The sequence below is a fragment of the Pseudoalteromonas sp. NFXS53 genome (genome assembly GCF_056629255.1).
The window spans coordinates 231,894-253,602 of sequence record NZ_JBWVBR010000001.1 but is presented as its reverse complement, the minus strand read 5'-3'; the positions used below and the strand labels follow the sequence as shown (position 1 = coordinate 253,602).

Sequence of the window (21,709 nt, the reverse complement as noted above, 5' to 3'; positions counted from 1 at the left end):
AACAGTTTTGAGCTTCGACAAATAATTGCCGAAACCCACAAAAGTTAACTCTATGAGCCTACAGCGCTGTTAGCTGGCTTTAACTTTAACAAAATTTAAAGTTCATGGTTTAGTTGCTAAAGTTTCTTTCTCTTAATAGTTCTAACGCTGCGAAAAGGGCTTTTGCCGCATTCTCCGTATCACCATTGACAGCAATAAAGTAAGCACTGTTTTCATTTGGATATAAAAAGCTACTAACAGAAAAAGACCCTGTGAAACCATCATGTCGAAATGCCGTATTATCTAGCTTTGCAAACCAACCCATCGCATAGCCTACTCCTGGCTCTTGAGCTTCACTATAAATCGTATGTAAGGTTTTATAACTCTCTTTACTAAGTATATTGTCACCACCTTTCATACCCTCTAATACCTTAGATAAATATAAGGCGAGCTCTGACAAACTGATATTAACAGTACCCGCAGGGCCATATACTTTTGGAATGATCTCTTTGCCAGCAGTGATAGCTTGCCATTTTCCATTTTTATAAGTATGCCCTTTGGGTTGATCACTTTGTTCAAAGCTCGGCTCACCAAAACCAAAGTTTGTAATGCCTAATTGTGAAAATAATTCCTCACTTATCAGTTGCTCCCAAGTTTGGTTTGTCACCCGCTCAAGCATATGTCCGGCAATAGTATAGCCTACATTACTATATTCATATTGCCCCCGCTTTTGCACAGGTGCGGTATTAAGCACCTCTTTTGTCAACATACTTCGCAACATAAGTGTTGTCTTCGAGATATCGAACCAGCGCCTATCTTTTATATCGATATCTGTTTTTAACCCCGATGTCATATTTAATAACTGCTTTAACGAGATTGATTCATGCTCAGCCCTAATTTGGCCTTTAAGTTCGGGAAAAATATCGGCAATAGTGCTGTCAAAAGAAATTACCTCTTGCTCTACTAATCGCGCAGCGACCATTGCCGTCATAGACTTTGTTAGTGAACCAATAGCCCAACGATCATTATCAGTTACTAAAGTTTGGGTATGTATATCGCGATAGCCTGTACTGGCTATTTCAAACACAAGTCCGTCTTTTACTGTTAAGGCTGTGATCGCCGGCAAGTTATAAGCCAACCTTATATTCTCTAAATGCAGCTGTAGCTCGCCGTCTTGGCCTATACCGACCTGCTCTGAAAGTTTGGTTTTATCAATTGGTGGGACCTCTGGCGCCACGTCGGACCCACAACCTGTGAGTGTAAAACTTATTAAAGCAATATTAGCCAGCTTAAACGCTGAGAAAGGGGTGAGTCTAATCAAAACATAATCCTTATTTCCTTGTATAAATGTTCTCCTATAGACTTGAGAATTTATAAATTACTCAACATTAAATTGTTAAAAACTGTATGTTTAGTCGTTCGGGTTATCAATCTATTGCTGCAAATGCTAAATTAGCCCATTCAGTTTAAGGCCAGATAATTTAGGTAGCCTGTGACGCAATTTTTAAAAAATATCGGGATGGTGATCGCCATGACAATCAGTGCCAGCGGTGCAGCGAAATCGCTCAATCATGCCTCTGAACTACCTTTAGAAGCACAACTTGGTCAAAAGTTGATGCTAGATTTTCGTTATTACTGCGATAGCGGCGAATCAAAAGCCTGTAGACAAGGTATGACCGAGTTGCCTAAAGCTCTTGCAGATTTGATTGCTAAACACCACATTGGTGGCGTGATCTTATTCGCCGAAAACGTGCCAGATACTGCGCAAGTCGTAAAGCTCACCAATGACTTACAAACGGCTGCTCAGCAAGCTAAACATCCACAACCCTTGTTTATATCGATTGACCAAGAAGGTGGCCGTGTAGCTCGAATCAACCGTGCTGAGGCGACTTCTTTCACGGGTAATATGAGCATAGGAGCCACTTATCATAAACACGGGACGCACTATGCCAGTTTAGTGGCCACCGCCATTGGTAAAGAGCTTAACAGCTTAGGCATTAACGTAAACTTTGCGCCAACTGTTGATGTGAATAACAACGCTGGTAATCCGGTGATCAACGTTCGCGCTTTCTCAGAGAACCCACTCGAAGTTGCCAAAATGGGTGCCGCACAAGTTGAAGCATTTGAAACGCAAAATGTTATTTCAGCACTTAAACACTTTCCGGGCCATGGTGATACCTCGGTCGATAGCCACACAGGTTTGCCGCTTGTTAAACACGATTTAAAACGTATTGAACAAGTTGAGCTGGCGCCTTTTAAATACATTATTGATAAGCATGCGCCGGGTATGATCATGACGGCGCATATTCAATACCCTGTGCTCGATAACAGTACCTTTGTGAACAAGCAAGGTGAAGCCATGATTAAACCGGCTACATTGTCGCGTAAAATTATGCACGATTTACTACGAGAAAAGCTGAACTACCAAGGTGTGACGGTGACCGATGCACTCGATATGGCGGGGATCAGCCACTTCTTTACCCCTACATCCGCGGTGATTGAAACCTTTAAAGCTGGGGTTGATATTGCTCTGATGCCGATTACCATTCGAACTCCTGACGATATTAAAAAGCTCGATGAACTAGTGAGTACGCTGAATGCGGCGGTCGCTTTGGGTGAGTTAAAGAAATCAGAAATAGCACAATCAGCACAGCGTATTATTTCTCTCAAGCAACAGTTTTTAGCAAGCCAAGCGCCCCGCTCTGCCGCCATTGCTAAAGCGACATTAGGGAACCCAAGTCACCGACAACTTGAAAGTGAACTCGCTGTTGCGGCCATCACTCAAGTGAAAAACCAAGGTCTATTGCCTATTCAAGCTAAACATAAGCGCATTCATTTAGTCATGCCTGATACGCAAAAATGCCATGCTCTTGAGCAAGCCTTACTTTCTTTAAGCAAGCAAGAGTTACATATCACGTGTAGTAGCTTGCAAGGGTTCGATCCAAAACAGGCAGATCAAAATATTACTAACTCAGACCTGATCATAGCCGCCCATGCCAGCCCGCAACAAAGTGCAGTTGAGATTGGTGGCATGGATGATGTAAAGGCCCTTGACAGCTTTAAGCTCAAACGTAATGAGCAACCCAAAGCCCTGTTAGCACTGCTTAAGCAGGCAAAACTTGCTGAAAAGCCAACGCTATTTATTAGCCTGCGCGCCCCCTATGAGATCCCAACTTATGTGCCTTACGCACAAGCGGTTTTGGCAAGTTATGCCTACAATGTCGATGTAGTTAGTAAAAATGTGATCTCTGGCCCTGCGTTTACTGCGCTCGCTAAAGTGATTTTGGGCCTCGAAAAGCCTGAAGGCCAACTCCCTGTCAGTATTTAAAGGAAGCAAACATGTTATTAAATTGCGATTTAGGTGAAAGCTTTGGTGCGTGGCAAATGGGGTTAGATAGCCACGCTATGCAAGTGATTGATTTGGCAAATATTGCTTGTGGTTTTCACGCTGGTGACCCGGATGTGATGGCTCAAACCCTCACGCTTGCTAAACAGCATAATGTGCAAATTGGTGCTCACCCAAGCTATCCCGACAAACAAGGTTTTGGTCGCCGCTCTATGAAGCTCAGTCATGATGAGTTAGTAAATTGTTTGCACTATCAAATTGCAGCCCTTGACGGTATGGCACAAGTGCATGGTTTATCAATTAGTTATGTAAAACCGCATGGTGCACTGTATAACGATATGATGGCCGATAACGGCATTTTAGAAACTGTCATGCAGGCAGTGAGTAGCTATGCCAAACCGCTAAAGTTAATGCTACTGGCGACCAACGAGCAAGCGTCGCACTTAGCTATGGCTGAAAAATATAACCTACCATTGTTGTTTGAAGCTTTTGCGGATCGCTTATATACCAACGAAGGACGTTTAACCCCAAGAACTGAGCCGAATGCAGTGCATAACAAGCCTGCTTTGATGGCACAAGTCGAGCAGTTATTGACTCAAGGCACAGTCACCACGGGCTCAGGAAGCACGCTCGCACTAAGAGCAGATACCTTATGTGTGCATGGAGATAACGAAGCCAGTATTGCCTTAGTGAAAGAGATTAAGCAGTTGATAAAAAAATAATTACTCAGATACAAAAAGCCAGATCAAAATCTTACCTAGTAAAAATATGATCTGGCTTTTTCAATTAAGCTAAAGTGTTTAAGCACTTCGCGTTGCGATAGCAGGTTCCACTCTTGACGCTTGCAGTGCAGGATAACTCACTGATAGCTGGCCTAGCACAAACAGTGCGGCCATACCCGATAATAAATACGGCAACGGTACAGGTGTTAAACCAAAATGTTGAGAAAATTGCTCGCTCAGAGATAATGCTGCAATAAAGCCAATAACAAGTCCTGTAAGGCTGACCACAGCATTTTCAAGCATAAAGAATCGCATAACCTGACCTTTACTTGCACCTAATGCTCTACGCGTGCCTATCTGCCTTTTACGACGGTTAACCGAAAAACGTGCTTGCCCGTAAATGCCTAAGCTTGTCGCAAGTAACAATCCAATACAGACTGATATAAGTAGCTTGCTACTTGCATTATCATCTTTATACGCCCTTAGTCTCACCTCTTCCATCGTCTGCATTTTTTCAATGACGCGTCCGGGTGTGTTTAGCAGTACTTTGTTAACTTCTTCCATTACATTATCAAGCTGCCCTGACTCTGCCCGTACAAAATAACGAATTGTATTATTTACTTCGATAACGGGATAAATAATTGAACCATTTACACCATACCACCGTGGCCAAGCACCTTGCATAGCCTCTACTATCCCTTTAATGCGCTGAGGTGTGTTAGATGTATAAACAGTCTGCCCTACAGCTTGGCGCCAATCTTCGGGGCTCACTAACTCAGCAAAGGCTTTGGTAATTAAAATATTAGAAGAAATATTATGACCACCATTTGCGGTAATCGTAGTATCGCTTAAAGTCAGGTTGTCTCCAGCAATTAATGTAAGGCCTAAGTTTTTAACAATATGCTCATCAGAGCCATAATATCCTGCCACATCAATTGGGTACTCTGTATCTAAGTTAGGATAAACAGAAGTATAATTACCCCACAACCCTAGAGGTACACCGTTTAAAGGAGAGACCGCTTCAACCCCCTCTATTGCGCGTAAGCTTGCCAAATCATGGCTCAAGTTTGCGATATAATTCTCAGCAGGTCCCTGCAAATTCGTCAAAACATAAAAAGCGTTTTCTTCGTCAACACCAGTGGGTCTAGACATCAACTTCTCACGCTCACTGATCATATTCACAGCATTTACCATCACCATAAAAGTGACTGATATTTGCAAAATAAGAAGAAAAGGTACCAATTTCTCTCTAAATAAAGCTTTAATTATCGGGGCTAAATCTCTCATAATTAACTCCTATAAGCTTTTTAGCTGACTTGAAAGTTGAATTCGGCTGGCTTTTAGAATCGGTATCAAACCAAAAATGCAGCTGATCACTACAGCTAAAGCCAAAGTAATAACCACAATTAAGGCATTCATCTGCATCAGCGAACTATGTAAGTGACTGTATAAATTCGTCATAGCAACTAAGCCTAGTTGTGCTAAAAGCAGACCTAAAACGCCCCCAATAAAGCCTACAACCGCTAGCTCCACTGAAAATTGTGCAATTAAATGTTGTCGACTCGCCCCGACAGCTCGGCGCAATCCTGCTTCTCCGGCTTTACCATGGAATTTAGCCATCATCAGCCCCATGCAATTAAGTAAGCAAACAATTAAAAAGAGTGCGGCAAGCCACACTGCTATTTTGCTATCTTCAGGGACAATCTTTTCTTCGCTAAGATATTGTTTAACAGATACAAGTTTATTCAAAATGCGGTTAGCAAAGCGCCCTTGTGCTTGCTGCTGTTGCGCATAGTTATCTAAAAACAGTTGGAATTGCTGCTTTTTTTCATCATTTTCTAGCTCAGCCCAAATTTTGATCCAAGTACATTCAGAAGCAAGAAAAGCAGCTGTACTTTCATCTTCAGCAGGCTTCCAACAAGCGATATTAATAAGTGAGGTAGTAAAAATTTCTTTGCTAACTTGTGTACTAAATGGCATGAAAATATCGAAAGGTTGTGAGTACATAGCATTATTTTGGCCATAGAATTTAGGAACTATTAACCAATCATCAAGCACGCCCACTACTTGATATAGATCCTCACCTAACTGCAGTGTTTGGCCAACTGAGTTTTCTCCACCAAAAAAACGCATATTCGCCTGTTTAGTTAACACAACGATTTGCTCTGCATTGTTATCCGCCGTTTCATCCCAGCCTCTGCCATATAAGAATGGCACTTCAAGCATAGGAAAAAAGTCAGCACTGGTTGTACGTACTTCTCTTGTTACTGCAGTGCCATGCTTTGCTGGATTTTTTACGGTCGTACGGATTGCACTAATCACAGCTTGATATTTGGGAATATCAGACTTGAGGATGTTCATTGCATCCTGATAGGTCATTTCTGGTGGGATAGTATCGAGGTAACTATAATCTACGCCATTACCTCTACTATCAATTTGCACTGAGTATAAGTTATCGCTTTTTGATGGTATCGGGTCTTGGCTCATCATATAATTGACGGTGTAGGTCGTCATTGTTGCGCCAATACCCATAGCTATGAGCATTACCATTAAAAAACTGAGTAATGGCGTTCGCTTAAAGCTAATCAGCGCTAATTTCACATAATATGAAAACATCATGACCCCTTAAGCGATAGCTTGAGTCAAAACAGGCGACTCTTCACTGAGCAAACCATCTTTTATTTGCACAATTCGCTGCGCAAGCTGTGCTTGTTCATTATCATGGGTCACCATAATAATCGTCGTGCCTGACGCATTAATATCTTGCAGCAATGTCATAATACCTTGCGCCATTTTTGAGTCTAAATTACCGGTAGGTTCATCGGCAAAAATAACACTTGGCGAACCTGCAATCGCACGGGCAATTGCAACACGCTGCTGCTGACCACCCGATAATTGTGTTGGATAATGGTTTTTGCGACCAGCAAGGCCTACTTGTTCTAATGCTTTCATGATGCGCTCATCACGCTCTTTTGCATTAAATTTTCGATAGCGCAGAGGCATATCAATATTGTCGTATAAATTAAGTTCTGGGATCAGATTAAAGCTCTGGAAAACAAAGCCAATTTTTTCATTTCTATAAGCCGACTTTTGCTTATCAGACATCTTTGAAACATCTTGCTCATCGAGTTCGTATACGCCACCGCTATGGTTTTCGAGTAAACCAGCAATATTCAAAAAAGTGGTTTTACCCGAACCAGAAGGGCCGATGACTGAAATAAACTCTCCCTGCCCTATGGTTAAATCAAATGGCTGAAGCGCCTGTGTTTTAATATCAGAAGTTATGTAGGCTTTTGCAAGCCCTGTCATTTTCAACATTTCCTTTCCTTATTTTTCATTCTTCCAAAACGATGAGATAAGTTGCTACCCCGTTAAGCAAACTTAATAAATATATTTTATTGAAGGATTCTAACGCTTGCAGCCTTTTCAAAAATTCGATAGTCAGAAATAATCACGGTATCACCGAGTGCGAGACCTGAAATCACCTCGACTTTAGACAAACTTTTCGTACCGAGCTTTGCTGGTACTTTTACCGCTTCGTTATCGCGTAGTACATAGATGTGCATACCATCATAGTTTTGTAAAAATCGCCCTCTTGGCAGATAATTTACTTGTGATCTTTGCTCTAATATCAAGCGTGTAGTGAGCCGCTGATTCTGTCTTAAATTATCGGGCGCAGTGCCCGTGAATCTCACTTTCCCCTGAACACTCCCCTTGGTTATTTCAGGAGACATGGCAACTAGATTCCCCATGAAGCTTTGCTCGTTAAAATTGATTTCGGCTTCTATGCCTAAGGCTAAATCATCGGCATAAGTTTCTGGAATTAACACTTCGACTTCATATTCACTGAGGTCAACGACACTCATTAATGGCTGGTTTTTACTGACTGTATTTTTTTGTTCTAGATTTAAATTGCCTACCAAACCAGCAACCGGAGAACGTACTTCAAGGCCTAACACTTGCCTTTGTAATTCAGCTACTTTTACCTTTTGTGCGTTGAATTCAAATTCATAGGTTTGAATTTCAAATTGCTGACTTTCTTTTAGTAGCGCGACTTCTTTATTCACATGTTCAAACTCGCGCAGTGCATTTTCAAGATCGTCTTTGGCCTTTTGAAAGTCGATATCACTGATAATTTGATTTTCTTTGGCTTCTTCCGAACGGCGCATTTCTCTTTTCGCTGCGTTAAGTGCAACTCTTGCTTGGCCAATGCGGTTTTCTTGCTGCAACTGGATATGTTTAGCCTGGATTTTTTCTCTTGCTAGTTGCGTTCTCAGCCTTGAGAGTTGAGTATTTTCTTGCTCAAACAGGCTCTGAAGCTCCGGGCTTTCTACTTGCGCTAGTACTTGACCCATCTCTACACGATCGCCCGCATCCACTAAATAAGTAACGGTACCTTGTGCGGGGCTGTATAAAACAGGGCGGCGAGCTGCTATCACTTTACCTTGTACTGAAAAGTCTCGGATAAAATCGCCTTGTGTGACTTGTGCCAGCTTAAGTTTATCGAGAGAAATCGCTGATTTACCACCAACCCAGCCTTCAACTAGGGGAAGAATAAAAGCATAACAAAACGTTAAAAATGCAAATAATGAAGCGGTATAAATAACCCACTTTTTAGTTTGTTTAGGCGTGACGACTTGTGAGTCCTGTGCACTGGTATCTGGAATATAACTCATTAAAAACCCTTGCTAATCCGTAGCAAAAAATAGAATAAAGATATTTATTTTATGTCACTAAAAAAGACAAAAAACAAAATAGGTACGGAGTTTATCAGGAAAGAAACAAAGGTTAAAGTTTTGTTAAAACAAAAAGGAGTGGTTATTGGTTGCGGTTAATAAAAGCCGCAACCGAAGAGCTTAGCTGTCTGCACGCCCCATGAACTTTTTCTCATCAGTGTTAATTTTGATTTTATCACCTGTAGAAATATGCTCTGGTACTTGAACAATTAAACCTGTTGTTAGCGTTGCAGGCTTTGTACGTGCACTTGCTGAAGCACCTTTAATTGAAGGTGATGTGTCTTCAATTACTAGCTCAACGCTTGATGGTAGGTCAATAGAAACTGGCGAGCCTTCAACTAAAACAGCCTGTAAGCCTTTTGTTTCTTCGTTAATAAATAGTACTTGCTCAGCAATTGAAGACGTATTGATGTTATATGGTGTGTAATCTTCTTCGTCCATAAACACGTGTTCTTCACCGTCGATATAAGACAGCATAACCGGGCGACGAACTAAATCAGCCAGATTTAACATTTCTTCAGCTTTGAACGTTTCGTCAACTTTGCCGCCTGTTACAACATCGTACATACGCATACGGTATAAACTACCGCCAGCGCGACCTTGAGGTACTGAACGTTCGATATCACGTACAATCATTACGCGACCGTTGTAATCAATGGCATTATGTTTTTTTATTTCACTTGCCTTAGGCATGACTTTTATCTCTTTGAAAATAAATTTGCCAAAAATTACCATGAAGTCACTAAAACGCCAAGCACAGAAGGCAAGAGATATATAAAAGGGGAGGGAAGTAAGTTGACCAATTGAATAGCCAACTTAATAAAGTAGGCTAATTAACTGCGTCTAATTGCGCTAGCAGTGTTTCTTTTCTGAGTAGACCAAAACAAACAACACTCACGACTGCAAAAATACCGTACATAGATAACACATAAACCCAGTCATTTTGCTGTGAGAACAAAAATACGTTCGTACCATCATTGATAACGAAAATATTGATCAGTGAAAAAAGAAATACTAAATTGAAGTAGACATATTTGCCTGAACTACTTGCATAAGCCCCTATAAACATTGCGAACAAACTTATATAGAAGCCAATACACGACAAACCACCTGTCATATTGCTAGGGTAAAAGGCCATCAGTGATAATAAAACAGCACACCAGCCAGTAACCTTGTTGAGCATATTCTATCCTTGAGAATGTACTTGTTAATATTTGTAATCATGTGTAATGCCAAGTAAGTATGTATTGACTTATCTAAAAAAACAACGCCTTTTCGTTAAAATAACTTTAACCAGCGATTAACTTTCTTATTTGTGCTTTTAACTCAGGTACTAAGGCTTGTTCGAACCAAGGATTTTTAGCTCGCCATGGCTGATTCCTTGGGCTGGGGTGAGGCAAAGCAATTCGCTTTGGTAGCATAGACCGCCATTGCTGAACCTGCTGGGTCACTGACTTAAAATGACTACAATAATAGCGCTGTGAATACTGACCAACTAATATGTGTAATTGTATTTGTTTAAAGTAATCTTTTAGTGGCTGTCGCCAAGTTTGTGCACATATTTTCGGAGGGGGTAAATCACCACTTTTTCCTTTACCCGGATAACAAAAAGCCATCGGCACAATGGCAAATAAGTCAGGCTCATAAAACTGTGCTTCGGTTACTCCCAGCCAATCTCTAAGTGTTTCGCCACTTTGATCATTAAACAACTTACCCGTTTGATGAACTCTCAGACTTGGGGCTTGCCCTGAGATCAGAATTTTAGCAACCGGTGAAGCTTGAATGACAGGTCGAGCACCACAGGGAAGAGCTTCGTCGCAAAGTCGACACGTCGTAATTTGGTCAATTAAATTCATATTATTATACTAGTAGTTCATGTTCAGATCGTTATTTTACTAAGTTAATCTGAATTGAGGACTATAAATTTTTTAAAAACGCAGATCCATGAAATGGCAGTAATAAACATATACTTTAAAGGGATATTTGCTAAATACCTTCAACTCTTTCCCTTACCAATCAAGTTACTTTAATCCATTTATAATAATCCGCGATTTTATTGGGCCATACAGATCACGATTTTATCAACTCAAGCGTTAGCTATACGACAACGCCTACCACTTTCTGAAAAAACATCTTCTATATGAAAAAGTTATTAACATTTAGGCATTGATAACTATTTTTGGATCATAATTTTACTAAGCTAGTTAGTAAAATTATGATCTTTCGAGAACGAATAGGTTATCAAGTTAGTAAAAACATGATCTTGAAGTCTTAAATAAACAATTAAAAACACCTTTAGTTAGTAAAAATATGATCTTGGAACTAATTAAGAGAGTTCAGTAAGTAAAATCGTGATCTGTCACAAAGCCAGTTAGTAAAAAACTGATCTTTATAAAGTGTCATTAAGCTTAACGTCTTTTTAGTTAGTAAAAATATGATCTCAATACCTTTCATGGACATAAAAATACTTCGCTATTTTAAGAGCTTCTATGAAAATACAATGACACTGAGCCTCATAAGCTATATTCAATCTAAGTGTAAAGGGGGTTTACACTTGCTGATTTAGGTTTTATTGGTATCATCTTCACTCACACCAAATTTTTACTAACTCAGAGTTTATTTATGCATATTTGGGTCGATGCGGACGCGTGTCCAGCAGTTATCAAAGAAATACTTTTCCGCGCAGCTGAGCGCACTAAAACACACACAACACTGGTCGCAAATCATAGTATGCGCGTCCCTGTAACACAATATGTGAACTTACTCCAAGTGAGCAAAGGCTTTGATATTGCTGATAATGAGATTGTAAAAAGAGTTAAAAAGGACGATTTAGTTATCACTTCAGACATCCCTCTTGCTGCAGAAGTACTAGAGGAGGGCGCTTTTGCATTGAGTCCAAGAGGCGAAAAGTTTACTGAGAACAACATTAAACAAATCCTTAATATGCGGGATTTTATGGATACTATGCGCAGCAGTGGTGTGGAAATGTCAGGGGGACCTGCCAAATTAAACAGCACCGATAAACAAACATTCGCCAACGCCCTTGATAGCCTGCTAGCACACCACAGATCATGAAATTATCAACTCAGGGATTAGGGGCAAAAGAGGGCTTAATCGCAATCTATGTTGAAAACCCGCCCAGCATGTCTGAATACCATAATCTTCAATCAGTACAACCACTTAGTACAGGTGAGATCGATGTTATAAACCAAGCATGTGGTAATGGATGGCGCAAAGTTTTCAACGTTTATGCAAAAATCTTAGCTGAGTGGCAGCATCCAGATCACAATTTTACTAACTTTAAACGTTGGCAAGACTACCGAGATAAAGTACTGCTACAAGGGCATAGCCAAGAAGCATTGCTCTTTAGCCCGCCAAATTTTTCTGAAAAAAATTATAAATTTCATGTTATTGCTGGCAGAACATATGCCAAAAAATTACTCCGAGATCACATTTTTACTAACTCTTTAGTGTGGTTAGATGAGGAGTTCGCAATCGACAAAGTTAGTAATTTAGTGATCTGCCCGTATTTAGACTACAGGCAATTGAGTAATATTAAGATAACTCGGCTCGTAGGACTCTTAGCTGAATTAGAGCGCACGAGTACTTAAAACTAAGTGCGCTTATGACAGCTTACCCCAGTAAAACCAAGCGCCTTAAAGAAAGGGTGGGGGGCGTTAAAGCCACATTCATCGAGCAGTTCGCTTAAACGCATTCGATCAAGTGGATAAAACTCATGCTCTAGATTATGGCGCATTCGTGTTTGCCCAATTTCTGTTAAACCAAGAGTACGACAAAATACTAACTGCGCCTCTCGTTCAAACGGAGTTTCTGGCTTCATAAGGTCAACAAGAAATAAAGGCGCTCTTGGTTTTAAAACACTATTAATATGATTTAAAAGCGTTTTCTTTGCACTGTTATCTTCTAAGAAGTGTAGAACTAGCAAACATAGGGCACAATCAACACGCTCAGTGAGAGACGTTAACTCACCACATTGTATTTTTACCCTATGACTTAGGCCTAAGTTAGTAAAATTTTGATCTGCGATAGCGAGCATGTCAGCAGAAACATCTTGCACAATAAAAGACCATGTAGAATTAAGCTTAGCTAATTCTACAACCTCTTTACCCGTGCCTGCTCCCACAATTAGGATTGTCGCTTCATCAGGAAAAAGTACGTTTAATTGCGCGGCCGTCAAGCCATGTAGTAGCTCGTAGCCGGGCACGAGCCGGGTGATCCTTTCGTCATAATGTGTGGCTTGCTCACCTTTAAAGTCAGGCATATTAAGCACCTTTTATTAATACATTCGAATAACCGCCGGGCTGCTTTTTAACTTGCACTTGCGTGGCAACACGTTCTGACATTTCGCTTACATGTGAGATCACGCCCACTTTTCTACCTTGTGCTTGCAGAGCATCTAAAGCATCTAGCGCCACACTCAAGGTTTCAGGATCTAACGTGCCAAAGCCCTCATCAATGAATAGCGAACCAATATTTACTTTGTTTGATGAAAGTGAAGCTAATCCTAACGCCAAAGCAAGAGAAACTAAGAAAGACTCACCACCAGAAAGCGTATTCACAGAGCGCTGCTCATCGGCCATATCTTTATCAATGATAGCAATATTCAAAGAGTGACCTATCACAGTCAGGCGATAGCGCTTCGATAGACTCGCTAAGTGCTGGTTAGCATATTGCAGTAAGATTTTTAATGTTTGAGTTTGCGCAATATTACGCAGCTTTTTACCCGTGGCATCACCGAGTAATTTATCAAGCAAGTGCCAATATTCATACTTAGCCTGAAGCGTATTGAGCTTTTGCTGCTCAGTTGCCAGTTTTTCGACATTTTTGTGATGCTGTTCAAGTTGCGTGTTCACACTCAGCCAGTGTTGTTGCATTTGTTGAAACTGAGACTCTAAAATTACTAACTGCTCATTAATTTGTTGCTCAGTTAGCTCTGTCAGCGCTTTCGCTAAATTCGTATGCAAGCTCTCTTTTAAATGACTTAACTTGCCTGATAGCTCTACTTTACTGTGCGACAACTGTTTAAACTCAGACAAGGTTTGTTGAATGTCCGCTTTTGGAAGCGTGAGTAAGTATGAAACCCGCTCTTCATTCAAGTCAGCATAGATCTGTGACTTTTCATTAAGCCATTGTTCAAAGCGCGACTCAAGTGCGGCTTTTTGAGTTAGTAAAATCTCGATCTGCTCAGCTATATTGGTCAGATCTTTTTCTTTATCTTTTTCAGCTTGCAAGATCTGCTTCAATTGTTCAGAGCAAGCATTTAAATCATGTTGCCTTGTTTTTAATTGTGCCTGACACTTTTCTTGCCATTCATCAGCGCTGACCTCTTGTGGTAAACGCTCAAACCTTGCTTGCTCAAAGCTCAACTTCTCTGAGCGCGCATTTTCAACTGTGCTGTTAATGCCGTTTAACTGCTCTGAAACATTCACAGCTGATTCTTGTAAATGATTCAGCTGCAGCGTTAATGCTTGTTGAGACTGCTGAAGCTGAGCGAGTTTCTCTTTATTATTTTTAAACTCATCAACCGCTTTTGTTAAAGAAGCCAAAGCATCTTGTGGGGCATTTTCAAACTGCGTCCACCATGTTTCATCGGCATAATAATCACACGCTTGTTGCTGCGCACGATTTATTTCTTGCGAAAGTTGAGTAAGTGTATTTTGCTGTTGTTCAATCTGATGAGAAAGGTCAGTGGCTTGCTGTGTGATGGCATTTAACTGCGCTTGTTGTTGCTCAAACAACTTTTGCTGTTCTTGTTGAGTGTGCCACGCTTTTTGCAATTGCGACTGAAGACCTGTGAAGTGCTGTTGCTGCTGTAGAAGCGTTTGTTGGTGATCTAAACATTGCTGCAGCGACCAACCTTGGTATTCACTAAATTCTTCAAGTTGCCCTTGCAGGTCAGATGCTTTGCTCATTAAACGCTGATGTTGCAGTTTGCTTTCTTGATATCTTGCGTTCACTTTTTCAAATTCAGTAAAATGAACTTGGCTACGTTGCATCGCTTGTTCGTAAGCTTGCTCAGCCTGTTTATGTTGAGTAGCAAAGTCATTTAGTAAGTTTGCCCAATGGCTATCAATATGATCAACCGCATAGGGATGCTCTTTTGAGCCACACACCATACATTCATGACCTGGCTTTAGTTCTGCACGTAATGCGCTAATGCTCTCGCTTGCACGGAGTTGAACTTGCGTTAGGCTATCTCGAGTCACTTGTACCCGTTGCTTACTTAGCTCTTTTTGTTGCTCTGTATCAGCCATTTGCACTTCAATGGCTTGTTTCTTTTGGAAGTTACTTGCCATTGAAGATTGTTGTTGTAACTGCTCCGCACTGATATCTGAAATGTGCTGCATCAAAGCTATCACGTGTTGCAGCCGATGATTTGCCGATTGCAAATCATCGATGTTTAACTGTTCAACTTGCTGCTGGAGTACATCAATTGACGTTTTCCCCGAAATCAATTGTGATTGTAATTGTGATAACCCAGACTTGAGCGGCTCAGCTTTTTGGGTGTTTTCTTGATGCTGCTTTTGGGCATTTTGTAATGCAACGCGCGTACGCTGAGACTGAGATTGTTTATCTACGATATTATCTAACAAGCCTTTGAGGTGAGACCAGTTTTCAACTGTACCTTGTAAGCTGCTACTGGCAGTTAATAACGACTCTAATTCGTTACTTTGTTGCTGAACTTGTTGTAATTGCGTATTGGTATTTTGCTGTTCTACTGAAAGCTTAGCCTGCTGTTGCTCAACCTCACTCTGTTGCTTTAAGACCTGTTGTAATACTGAATCCGAATTCGCGATTTTCGTATCAAGCTCTCTAACCTCTACAAGTACTTGCTGCTGCTCTGATACATAGATCTCGGTCTGTTTTAGCGTATCAGACGCCTTGTTCGACGCGTCTTGTGCTTGCTGGATTTGCGCAGCAAAATCTTTTTCTTTGAGCTCGTTTTGCTTTAATTCTAGTGCACTTAAGTTGTTTTTTGTTGTCGTCCATTGTTGGCGATTATCGGCAATCTCAAAAGCGGCTTGTGCTTGCTCTGCTTCATTAAATATGTGTGCTTTTTCTGTCAGTTTCGCTTCTGTTTCTTGAATAGCCAGCTCTGTTTGCGCTAATTGAGTTCGCAATTGGGCTGACTCTGCTAGCCATTGCAATGACGACTTGTGCTGAGCTTGCTGCGCTCTTAATTCATCTAACTGCTGTTGGTGATTTTGCGCCTCAAGGGTTAATTGCTCAAGTTGCTCATCGGTTAATAGCACATAGGCACTTAAGCTATCTTTTAACCGTTCTAGCTCTGCTTTTTTTTCTTTATGTTTTTCAAAGATCAGCTGACCAATACGACTGAATTTATCGGTCGCAGTCAAACACTCTAAAAGTTGTGCGCGCTCATCGCTACTGGCTTTTAAAAATGCGGCAAACTCATGCTGAGCAAGTAATACAGTACGGGTAAATTGATCAAAGCTAAGACCGATTAATTGCTCGACCGTTTTAACCGCTGCGCTTTTATGGGCCAACAAGGTTTCGTCACTAAGGCGGATAATCTCGTGCTCTGGTGTCTTGAGTTTACCAGAGACTTTTTTACGCGCTCGGGCAACAGACCATTTTGCTAAATAGCGCTCACCATCTTGACCTAAAAAAGTCACTTCAGCAGAGCCCTCAGCGCAACCTCTACGAAGTAGGTTTCTTGGGTCGTTTAATTTAATATCATCACCATTAAACGACACCGTGTTTTTTAAGTCATTTTTTAAACGGGCTGTTTTTGCATAGAGGGCTAAACAAATAGCATCTAACAGGGTGCTTTTACCAGCGCCTGTGTCACCAGTAATGGCAAATAATCCAGCTTGCTCTAAGGGCGCTTTTTCAAAATCAATATCAGCGTGAGTAATAGAAGCCAAATTTGTGATTGTTATTTTTAGTAATTTCACGCGTTTTGCTCCTCTTCCATGTCATTTAATACCTCAGCTAAACAATCAGCTAAATTTGCGGGTAAGTCCTGCTCTGAATCGACCTGCTGCTTAAAAACCATGTCTAGCAAATCGAGTGGGTTTAATTTTTCGACTTGACCTAAATCTTGGAAAATTACTTCATCGTCATGCTTTTGCACATCTTGAACACGCTCAATGCCACAAAATAAAATGTCTTTATCTTTTAGGCTTAATGAAATCTTCTCCCTAAACTGGCTATCGGTCTCGCTGGCATTAAGTCGTAAGCGAAGATAAGGGCTTGCTGCATGCGATGTTAAATCTAGCTGTTCGATTTCATTGCAAAGTGCATCAATATCCGCCCCGCCTTTTTCAGGAAGTACTATAAGCTCTCTAAGCCTTGGTGTGTAAAGGGGGTTTACGCTTTCACATGTTTTGCCATTAAATTCGCACACCAAAACTTGGTGTTGATAATTTTTTTCTGAAAATGACATCGGCATAGGCGTACCGCAATATCGCTTTGCGTCGCATTTTGCTACCACTTGGGCTTTGTGAAGATGGCCGAGCGCAACATAATCAGCCTTATCGGTAAACACTTCTGCGGTTACCGCATCAAAACCGCCGATACTAATGTTTCTCTCTGAATCTTCACTAATGGTGCCGCCTTTGGCGTGCAGGTGTCCCATAACAATAATTGGAGCTGTGTTTTCTTCACACAGTTCAATAACAGATTGGTAAGCTTGCGCCACACCTTGCTGATAGGCCTTATCATTTTGTGTATCGAGCGTGACATCAGCAGGGCGTAAAAAGGGCATTGCGACCACTTGTGCCTGACCCTTCTCAGTTTCAATATTCACTAAGCAAGTTGCAGGGTCTGCTTTGTCGTATCGGCCAATAACATGGGTGTCAAATTGCTTTAAAAGAGGTTTAGCGGTCTCAATGCGATTCGCTGAATCATGGTTACCGGCAATAATAACAATATGTAACTCAGGGCATGCCTGTTTGGCTTGCTTTATAAATTGGTAAAGTTGTTGCTCAGCAGAAGAGGGAGGGGTTGCTGTATGATAGATATCACCGGCAACAAGCAATAAGTCAATCGCCTGTTGTTGTAATGTTGTTACCAACCAATCAAGAAAATGCTGATGCTCTTGAACTCGGTGATGTTCGTAAAACTGTTGACCTAAGTGCCAATCAGAGGTGTGTAATACTTTCATGTAGCGCTCCCTTTCGCATTGAAGCGCTACTATACCACTGCTTTAAGTATTTGTTTAACGGGTAATTTGCCACCAAATAAAGGCAATAACAGGCAAAGCCAGTAAAAACAACAAAACCGGTGTTTTAAACACTTTTGTTTGTTTACTTTGCAACACTTCTAGTGCTGATTTTTCGTTACAAGCGGCAACTTTATCAACATAAAAGTAGCCATCTTCTAAATACTGTTTGCAATTTTGTTCATCAGCTGGAATAGCCACCAGCTTGTCTTGCTTTTTCAGGATGTAGAAATCCATATTGCTCACCACATTTTACTGTAAACGGGTACACTATACAGAGCAAAACTAACGCCAACTTTTTAACGTAACTATTTGCTCAAAAATCAAAGAGCGCGAATTTAAAGACAATTCGCAGTAAATATCAACAGTCAAACTAAGGTTTTTTGATCAAATTTGTTAATACTCAGCATAAACCACCAAAATAAACGTAAGATGAATTAGCTGCTGTTGTTTTCTGCTCATATTTTCGTTGATATCGAAGAATTTCGAACTTGTACTTTAGTGGAACAAACCGCATAAAAAGTAGCTAAAAGACAATAAAGTGTTACTTTATCTCAATTTAATTGCATTTTCTTTATGCTTTTGCGACGCTCAATTTGTTATGCAAATGCAAAACATTCTCTCGTTCACAAACTTACATAGAATAAGTGCTGAACAACCACATCTTGGGTAGTGTAGGAAAACATAATGAAAAAAATAACCAGTGCCTTGTCACTGTGTATACCGCTTATGGCATCAAGCTTAGCGGTTGCCAGTGCTGTTGAGCAAACCAAAGGCAACTTTGTAGATAAGTTTCGTCAATTAGACGAAGTACTGCCAACACCAAACGTCTACCGTAACGCAGCTGGTGAGCCTGGCGAACGTTATTGGCAACAAAAAGTCGATTACGACATTGACGTTGTATTAGACGAAAAACAACGCCGTTTAACCGCTGAACAAAGTATCGAATACAAAAACAACTCACCTTACACGCTAAAATATCTTTGGATGCAACTAGACCAAAATATTTTTAAGCAAGACTCACTTGCTGAGCGAAGCGCTACATTCAAAAATAGCCTGCAAAGCAATCCTGCAGCAAAACCAGCAAAAATCAGCTTAAACCAACTTCGTCGCCAACAATTTATGGATGACACTGAGCTGGGTTTTGTGATCAGTGATGTCAAAGACGAAGACGGCAAACCACTAAAAGTTACGATTGTCGATACTATGATGCGTATCGATTTAAACGAGCCATTAAAGCCAGGCAAGTCGACAGAGTTCAGCCTTGATTTTGCCTTTAACATTGTTGAAGAAGATGCCGTTGGCGCGCGCTCAGGCTATGAACACTTCGAAGAAGATGGCAATGATATTTTCTTACTGGCGCAGTGGTTCCCGCGTCTTACCGCTTTTACTGACTATGAAGCTTGGACAAACAAAGCGTTTTTAGGTCGTGGAGAATTTACACTGGAGTTTGGTGATTATGATGTAGAGATCACCGTACCTGCAGACCACATTGTTTCATCGACAGGTGAGCTGAAAAACGCTAAAAAGGTACTGACAAAAACACAACTAAAGCGTTTGAAAGAAGCAGAAACTGCAAAACGTCCCGTGTTTGTTGTGACTGAAGCAGAAGCGATTGAGAACGAAAAAGCTGGCACAGACAAAACCAAAACTTGGCATTTCGAAGCAGAAAATGTACGCGATTTTGCTTGGGCATCCTCTCGTAAGTTTATGTGGGATGCCAAAGGCTATCAACAAGGCGGTAAAGAGCAACCGCTAGTAATGGCGATGTCTTTCTTCCCGAAAGAGGGTGGCGACCTTTGGAAAAAATACTCAACAGAGTCTGTGATCCACACCATGGAAGTGTACTCTCGCTTCTCATTTGATTACCCATATCCAGTTGCTCAGTCAGTGAACGGTCCTGTAGGCGGTATGGAATACCCAATGATCACCTTCAATGGTCCGCGTACAGAACTAAGAGATGATGGCTCACGCACTTACTCACAAGCCGAAAAGCGTTTCTTGATTGGCGTTGTTATCCACGAAATTGGTCATATTTACTTCCCAATGATCGTTAACTCAGATGAGCGTCAATGGACTTGGATGGATGAAGGCCTTAACAGCTTCTTAGATGGCGTCGCTGGCCGTGAATGGGATCCAAACATTCCTTGGGGCGTAGAGCCGCGTGACATCGTGCCTTACATGAAGTCTCAAAACCAAGTGCCGATTATGACGCAGTCAGACAGCGTATTGAATCTAGGTCCGAATGCATATACTAAACCAGCAGCGGCACTGAATATTCTGCGTGAGGTGATTCTAGGCCGTGAACTGTTCGACTTTGCGTTTAAAGAATATGCGCAGCGTTGGAAATACAAACGTCCAACCCCTGCTGATTTCTTTAGAACCATGGAAGAAGCATCAGGTGTCGATTTAGACTGGTTTTGGCGTGGCTGGTTCTATACTACTGACCATGTTGATATCTCGCTAGACAAGGTTTATCAATTACGTATTGATACTAAGAACCCAGACATTGACTATGCACGTTTACGTGAATTCGAACAGAGCAAGCCTATGTCACTGTTCAACAAGCGTAACCAAGAAGAAGGCCGCGAGCTTTGGATTGATAAAAACAAAGACGTGTCAGACTTCTACGATGAAAATGACCGCTTTACGGTGACCAACAAAGAGCGAAATGCGTATCAGAGCTTCTTGAAAAAGCTTAAACCTTGGGAGCGTAAAGCCCTAGATAGAGCGGTTGAAGAAGACAAAAACTATTATGTCATGGAGTTTAGCAACCTAGGTGGCTTGGTGATGCCAATCATTCTAGAGCTAACATATCAAGACGGTTCGACTGAAGAGCGTATGCTACCGGCTGAGATTTGGCGTCGTAGCCCGAATAAAGTGAGCAAGTTAATCATCACTGACAAAGACAAGCCGTTAAAGTCTATTGTGGTTGACCCTCGCTGGGAAACTGCCGATGTCGACATTGAGAACAACCATTACCCGCGTCAGATCATTCCTTCACGCTTAGAAGTGTATAAGCGTAAGAAGAGCTCAGCCAAAGTACGTCGTGATATCATGCATGACATCAAAACTGAGTTGAAAAAAGATGACAATGACGAAAAAGAGAAGAAGGATTAATCCATGAGAGCTTGGCTTGCTGCCAGCTTACTTTTACTGTTGAGCGGTCAAGTCGCCGCTCACCAGTTAAAAGCTGCAATGACAACCGTATTGATCAATGAGCGTACGGGTAATCTTGAGCTCATGCATCGCTTTTATCTGCACGATACTGAGCACGCTGTAGAGACCTTGATAGGCGGTCACGCCGATCTGTTTAAGCACGCTGATGATAGAGCCGAATTTGCACAATATGTAAATCGTAAAGTGGCTTTACAGTTAGCAGACAAGACACCTCTCAAGCTTTCATTGGTCGGTCAGGAAGTTGATGGAAAGTTTTTTTGGGTTTATCAAGAAACGCAGATCCCTGAAGATTTCAAAGCGTTACGAATGCAACATGGTGCACTAAGAGACGTTTGGGCAGATCAAGTCAACATGGTCAACTTCGAAGGTAAAGGCAAAGTAAAAACCTTACATTTTGATGGTGAAGACAACTGGCTCACCGTGCATTTTGATAAGTAACCGCTTTTACTTTTATCAGAAGCAGAGCCCACGCTCTGCTTTTTTTTCAGCCCCTTATCTTTCAGCCCTAATCCAACCTTTTAATCTTTTCGTATATACT

General features: G+C 41.2%; 18 protein-coding genes. 6 read left to right on the top strand and 12 right to left on the bottom strand.

The features are described 5' to 3' along the window. Positions 1 to 109: 109 nt before the first annotated feature. On the bottom strand, positions 110 to 1,300 hold the full coding sequence (locus AC1HJP_RS01015; RefSeq protein ID WP_480359757.1) for a serine hydrolase domain-containing protein: 1,191 nt from the start codon (positions 1,298 to 1,300) through the stop codon (positions 110 to 112). A gap of 210 nt (positions 1,301 to 1,510) precedes the next feature. Between AC1HJP_RS01015 and AC1HJP_RS01010 the strand changes: the two genes are divergently transcribed. Beyond that, on the top strand, positions 1,511 to 3,307 hold the full coding sequence (locus AC1HJP_RS01010) for a glycoside hydrolase family 3 protein (protein WP_480360249.1): 1,797 nt from the start codon (positions 1,511 to 1,513) through the stop codon (positions 3,305 to 3,307). An 11-nt stretch (positions 3,308 to 3,318) separates the two neighbouring features. After that, positions 3,319 to 4,047 carry a 5-oxoprolinase subunit PxpA gene (locus AC1HJP_RS01005; RefSeq protein WP_480359756.1) on the top strand — a complete coding sequence of 243 codons (729 nt, stop codon included), beginning with the start codon at positions 3,319 to 3,321 and terminating at the stop codon, positions 4,045 to 4,047. 78 nt (positions 4,048 to 4,125) lie between these two features. Here AC1HJP_RS01005 and AC1HJP_RS01000 read toward each other — a convergent pair whose 3' ends face one another. From AC1HJP_RS01000 to AC1HJP_RS00970, 7 genes are all read right to left on the bottom strand, one after another. After that, positions 4,126 to 5,334 carry an ABC transporter permease gene (locus AC1HJP_RS01000; RefSeq protein WP_480359755.1) on the bottom strand — a complete coding sequence of 403 codons (1,209 nt, stop codon included), beginning with the start codon at positions 5,332 to 5,334 and terminating at the stop codon, positions 4,126 to 4,128. Between the two features lie 9 nt (positions 5,335 to 5,343). After that, positions 5,344 to 6,666, bottom strand: a complete 1,323-nt coding sequence (locus AC1HJP_RS00995; RefSeq protein WP_480359754.1) for an ABC transporter permease — start codon at positions 6,664 to 6,666, stop codon at positions 5,344 to 5,346. A 6-nt stretch (positions 6,667 to 6,672) separates the two neighbouring features. Further along, positions 6,673 to 7,365: an ABC transporter ATP-binding protein gene (locus tag AC1HJP_RS00990; RefSeq protein ID WP_480359753.1), complete on the bottom strand. Its 693-nt coding sequence runs from the start codon at positions 7,363 to 7,365 to the stop codon at positions 6,673 to 6,675. A gap of 77 nt (positions 7,366 to 7,442) precedes the next feature. Next, positions 7,443 to 8,723 carry an efflux RND transporter periplasmic adaptor subunit gene (locus AC1HJP_RS00985; RefSeq protein WP_480359752.1) on the bottom strand — a complete coding sequence of 427 codons (1,281 nt, stop codon included), beginning with the start codon at positions 8,721 to 8,723 and terminating at the stop codon, positions 7,443 to 7,445. A 180-nt stretch (positions 8,724 to 8,903) separates the two neighbouring features. Next, on the bottom strand, positions 8,904 to 9,476 hold the full coding sequence (gene efpL, locus AC1HJP_RS00980) for an elongation factor P-like protein EfpL (protein WP_058031736.1): 573 nt from the start codon (positions 9,474 to 9,476) through the stop codon (positions 8,904 to 8,906). Between the two features lie 136 nt (positions 9,477 to 9,612). Next, positions 9,613 to 9,966, bottom strand: a complete 354-nt coding sequence (locus AC1HJP_RS00975; protein WP_475166334.1) for a hypothetical protein — start codon at positions 9,964 to 9,966, stop codon at positions 9,613 to 9,615. A 106-nt stretch (positions 9,967 to 10,072) separates the two neighbouring features. After that, the gene (locus tag AC1HJP_RS00970; RefSeq protein ID WP_480359751.1) at positions 10,073 to 10,639 is read right to left on the bottom strand and encodes a uracil-DNA glycosylase family protein; all 567 of its coding nucleotides are present in this window, start codon (positions 10,637 to 10,639) and stop codon (positions 10,073 to 10,075) included. A gap of 766 nt (positions 10,640 to 11,405) precedes the next feature. Between AC1HJP_RS00970 and AC1HJP_RS00965 the strand changes: the two genes are divergently transcribed. Beyond that, complete coding sequence (locus tag AC1HJP_RS00965) at positions 11,406 to 11,858, top strand: YaiI/YqxD family protein (RefSeq protein ID WP_480359750.1); 453 nt, start codon at positions 11,406 to 11,408, stop codon at positions 11,856 to 11,858. Next, the gene (locus tag AC1HJP_RS00960) at positions 11,855 to 12,394 is read left to right on the top strand and encodes a DUF6942 family protein (RefSeq protein WP_480359749.1); all 540 of its coding nucleotides are present in this window, start codon (positions 11,855 to 11,857) and stop codon (positions 12,392 to 12,394) included. The genes AC1HJP_RS00965 and AC1HJP_RS00960 overlap by 4 nt, the downstream gene beginning before the upstream one ends. A 2-nt stretch (positions 12,395 to 12,396) precedes the next feature. Here AC1HJP_RS00960 and AC1HJP_RS00955 read toward each other — a convergent pair whose 3' ends face one another. From AC1HJP_RS00955 to AC1HJP_RS00940, 4 genes are read right to left on the bottom strand one after another with little or no spacing between them, the layout of a single operon-like run. Then, the gene (locus tag AC1HJP_RS00955; protein ID WP_480359748.1) at positions 12,397 to 13,065 is read right to left on the bottom strand and encodes a class I SAM-dependent methyltransferase; all 669 of its coding nucleotides are present in this window, start codon (positions 13,063 to 13,065) and stop codon (positions 12,397 to 12,399) included. A gap of 1 nt (position 13,066) precedes the next feature. Further along, on the bottom strand, positions 13,067 to 16,723 hold the full coding sequence (locus tag AC1HJP_RS00950; protein ID WP_480359747.1) for an AAA family ATPase: 3,657 nt from the start codon (positions 16,721 to 16,723) through the stop codon (positions 13,067 to 13,069). Next, entirely contained in the window at positions 16,720 to 17,934 is a 1,215-nt protein-coding gene (sbcD, locus tag AC1HJP_RS00945; RefSeq protein ID WP_480359746.1) for an exonuclease subunit SbcD, read from the bottom strand. The genes AC1HJP_RS00950 and sbcD overlap by 4 nt, the downstream gene beginning before the upstream one ends. 54 nt (positions 17,935 to 17,988) lie before the next feature. Next, positions 17,989 to 18,228, bottom strand: a complete 240-nt coding sequence (locus AC1HJP_RS00940) for a hypothetical protein (RefSeq protein ID WP_138479289.1) — start codon at positions 18,226 to 18,228, stop codon at positions 17,989 to 17,991. Positions 18,229 to 18,678: 450 nt separating this feature from the next. Between AC1HJP_RS00940 and AC1HJP_RS00935 the strand changes: the two genes are divergently transcribed. Beyond that, positions 18,679 to 21,111: a M1 family metallopeptidase gene (locus tag AC1HJP_RS00935; RefSeq protein ID WP_480359745.1), complete on the top strand. Its 2,433-nt coding sequence runs from the start codon at positions 18,679 to 18,681 to the stop codon at positions 21,109 to 21,111. Between the two features lie 3 nt (positions 21,112 to 21,114). Further along, a complete protein-coding gene (locus tag AC1HJP_RS00930) occupies positions 21,115 to 21,609 on the top strand; it encodes a DUF6702 family protein (RefSeq protein WP_480359744.1) in 495 nt (164 codons plus the stop codon). The last annotated feature ends 100 nt before the right edge of the window (positions 21,610 to 21,709 follow it).

Bases quoted from the DNA above. Each gene is read 5' to 3' on its own strand.
- AC1HJP_RS01010 (WP_480360249.1), top strand. From the start codon at position 1,511: ATGACAATCAGTGCCAGCGGTGCAGCGAAATCGCTCAATCATGCCTCT.
- AC1HJP_RS01005 (WP_480359756.1), top strand. From the start codon at position 3,319: ATGTTATTAAATTGCGATTTAGGTGAAAGCTTTGGTGCGTGGCAAATG.
- AC1HJP_RS01000 (WP_480359755.1), bottom strand. From the start codon at position 5,334: ATGAGAGATTTAGCCCCGATAATTAAAGCTTTATTTAGAGAGAAATTG.
- AC1HJP_RS00995 (WP_480359754.1), bottom strand. From the start codon at position 6,666: ATGATGTTTTCATATTATGTGAAATTAGCGCTGATTAGCTTTAAGCGA.
- AC1HJP_RS00990 (WP_480359753.1), bottom strand. From the start codon at position 7,365: ATGTTGAAAATGACAGGGCTTGCAAAAGCCTACATAACTTCTGATATT.
- AC1HJP_RS00985 (WP_480359752.1), bottom strand. From the start codon at position 8,723: ATGAGTTATATTCCAGATACCAGTGCACAGGACTCACAAGTCGTCACG.
- efpL (WP_058031736.1), bottom strand. From the start codon at position 9,476: ATGCCTAAGGCAAGTGAAATAAAAAAACATAATGCCATTGATTACAAC.
- AC1HJP_RS00975 (WP_475166334.1), bottom strand. From the start codon at position 9,966: ATGCTCAACAAGGTTACTGGCTGGTGTGCTGTTTTATTATCACTGATG.
- AC1HJP_RS00970 (WP_480359751.1), bottom strand. From the start codon at position 10,639: ATGAATTTAATTGACCAAATTACGACGTGTCGACTTTGCGACGAAGCT.
- AC1HJP_RS00965 (WP_480359750.1), top strand. From the start codon at position 11,406: ATGCATATTTGGGTCGATGCGGACGCGTGTCCAGCAGTTATCAAAGAA.
- AC1HJP_RS00960 (WP_480359749.1), top strand. From the start codon at position 11,855: ATGAAATTATCAACTCAGGGATTAGGGGCAAAAGAGGGCTTAATCGCA.
- AC1HJP_RS00955 (WP_480359748.1), bottom strand. From the start codon at position 13,065: ATGCCTGACTTTAAAGGTGAGCAAGCCACACATTATGACGAAAGGATC.
- sbcD (WP_480359746.1), bottom strand. From the start codon at position 17,934: ATGAAAGTATTACACACCTCTGATTGGCACTTAGGTCAACAGTTTTAC.
- AC1HJP_RS00940 (WP_138479289.1), bottom strand. From the start codon at position 18,228: ATGGATTTCTACATCCTGAAAAAGCAAGACAAGCTGGTGGCTATTCCA.
- AC1HJP_RS00935 (WP_480359745.1), top strand. From the start codon at position 18,679: ATGAAAAAAATAACCAGTGCCTTGTCACTGTGTATACCGCTTATGGCA.
- AC1HJP_RS00930 (WP_480359744.1), top strand. From the start codon at position 21,115: ATGAGAGCTTGGCTTGCTGCCAGCTTACTTTTACTGTTGAGCGGTCAA.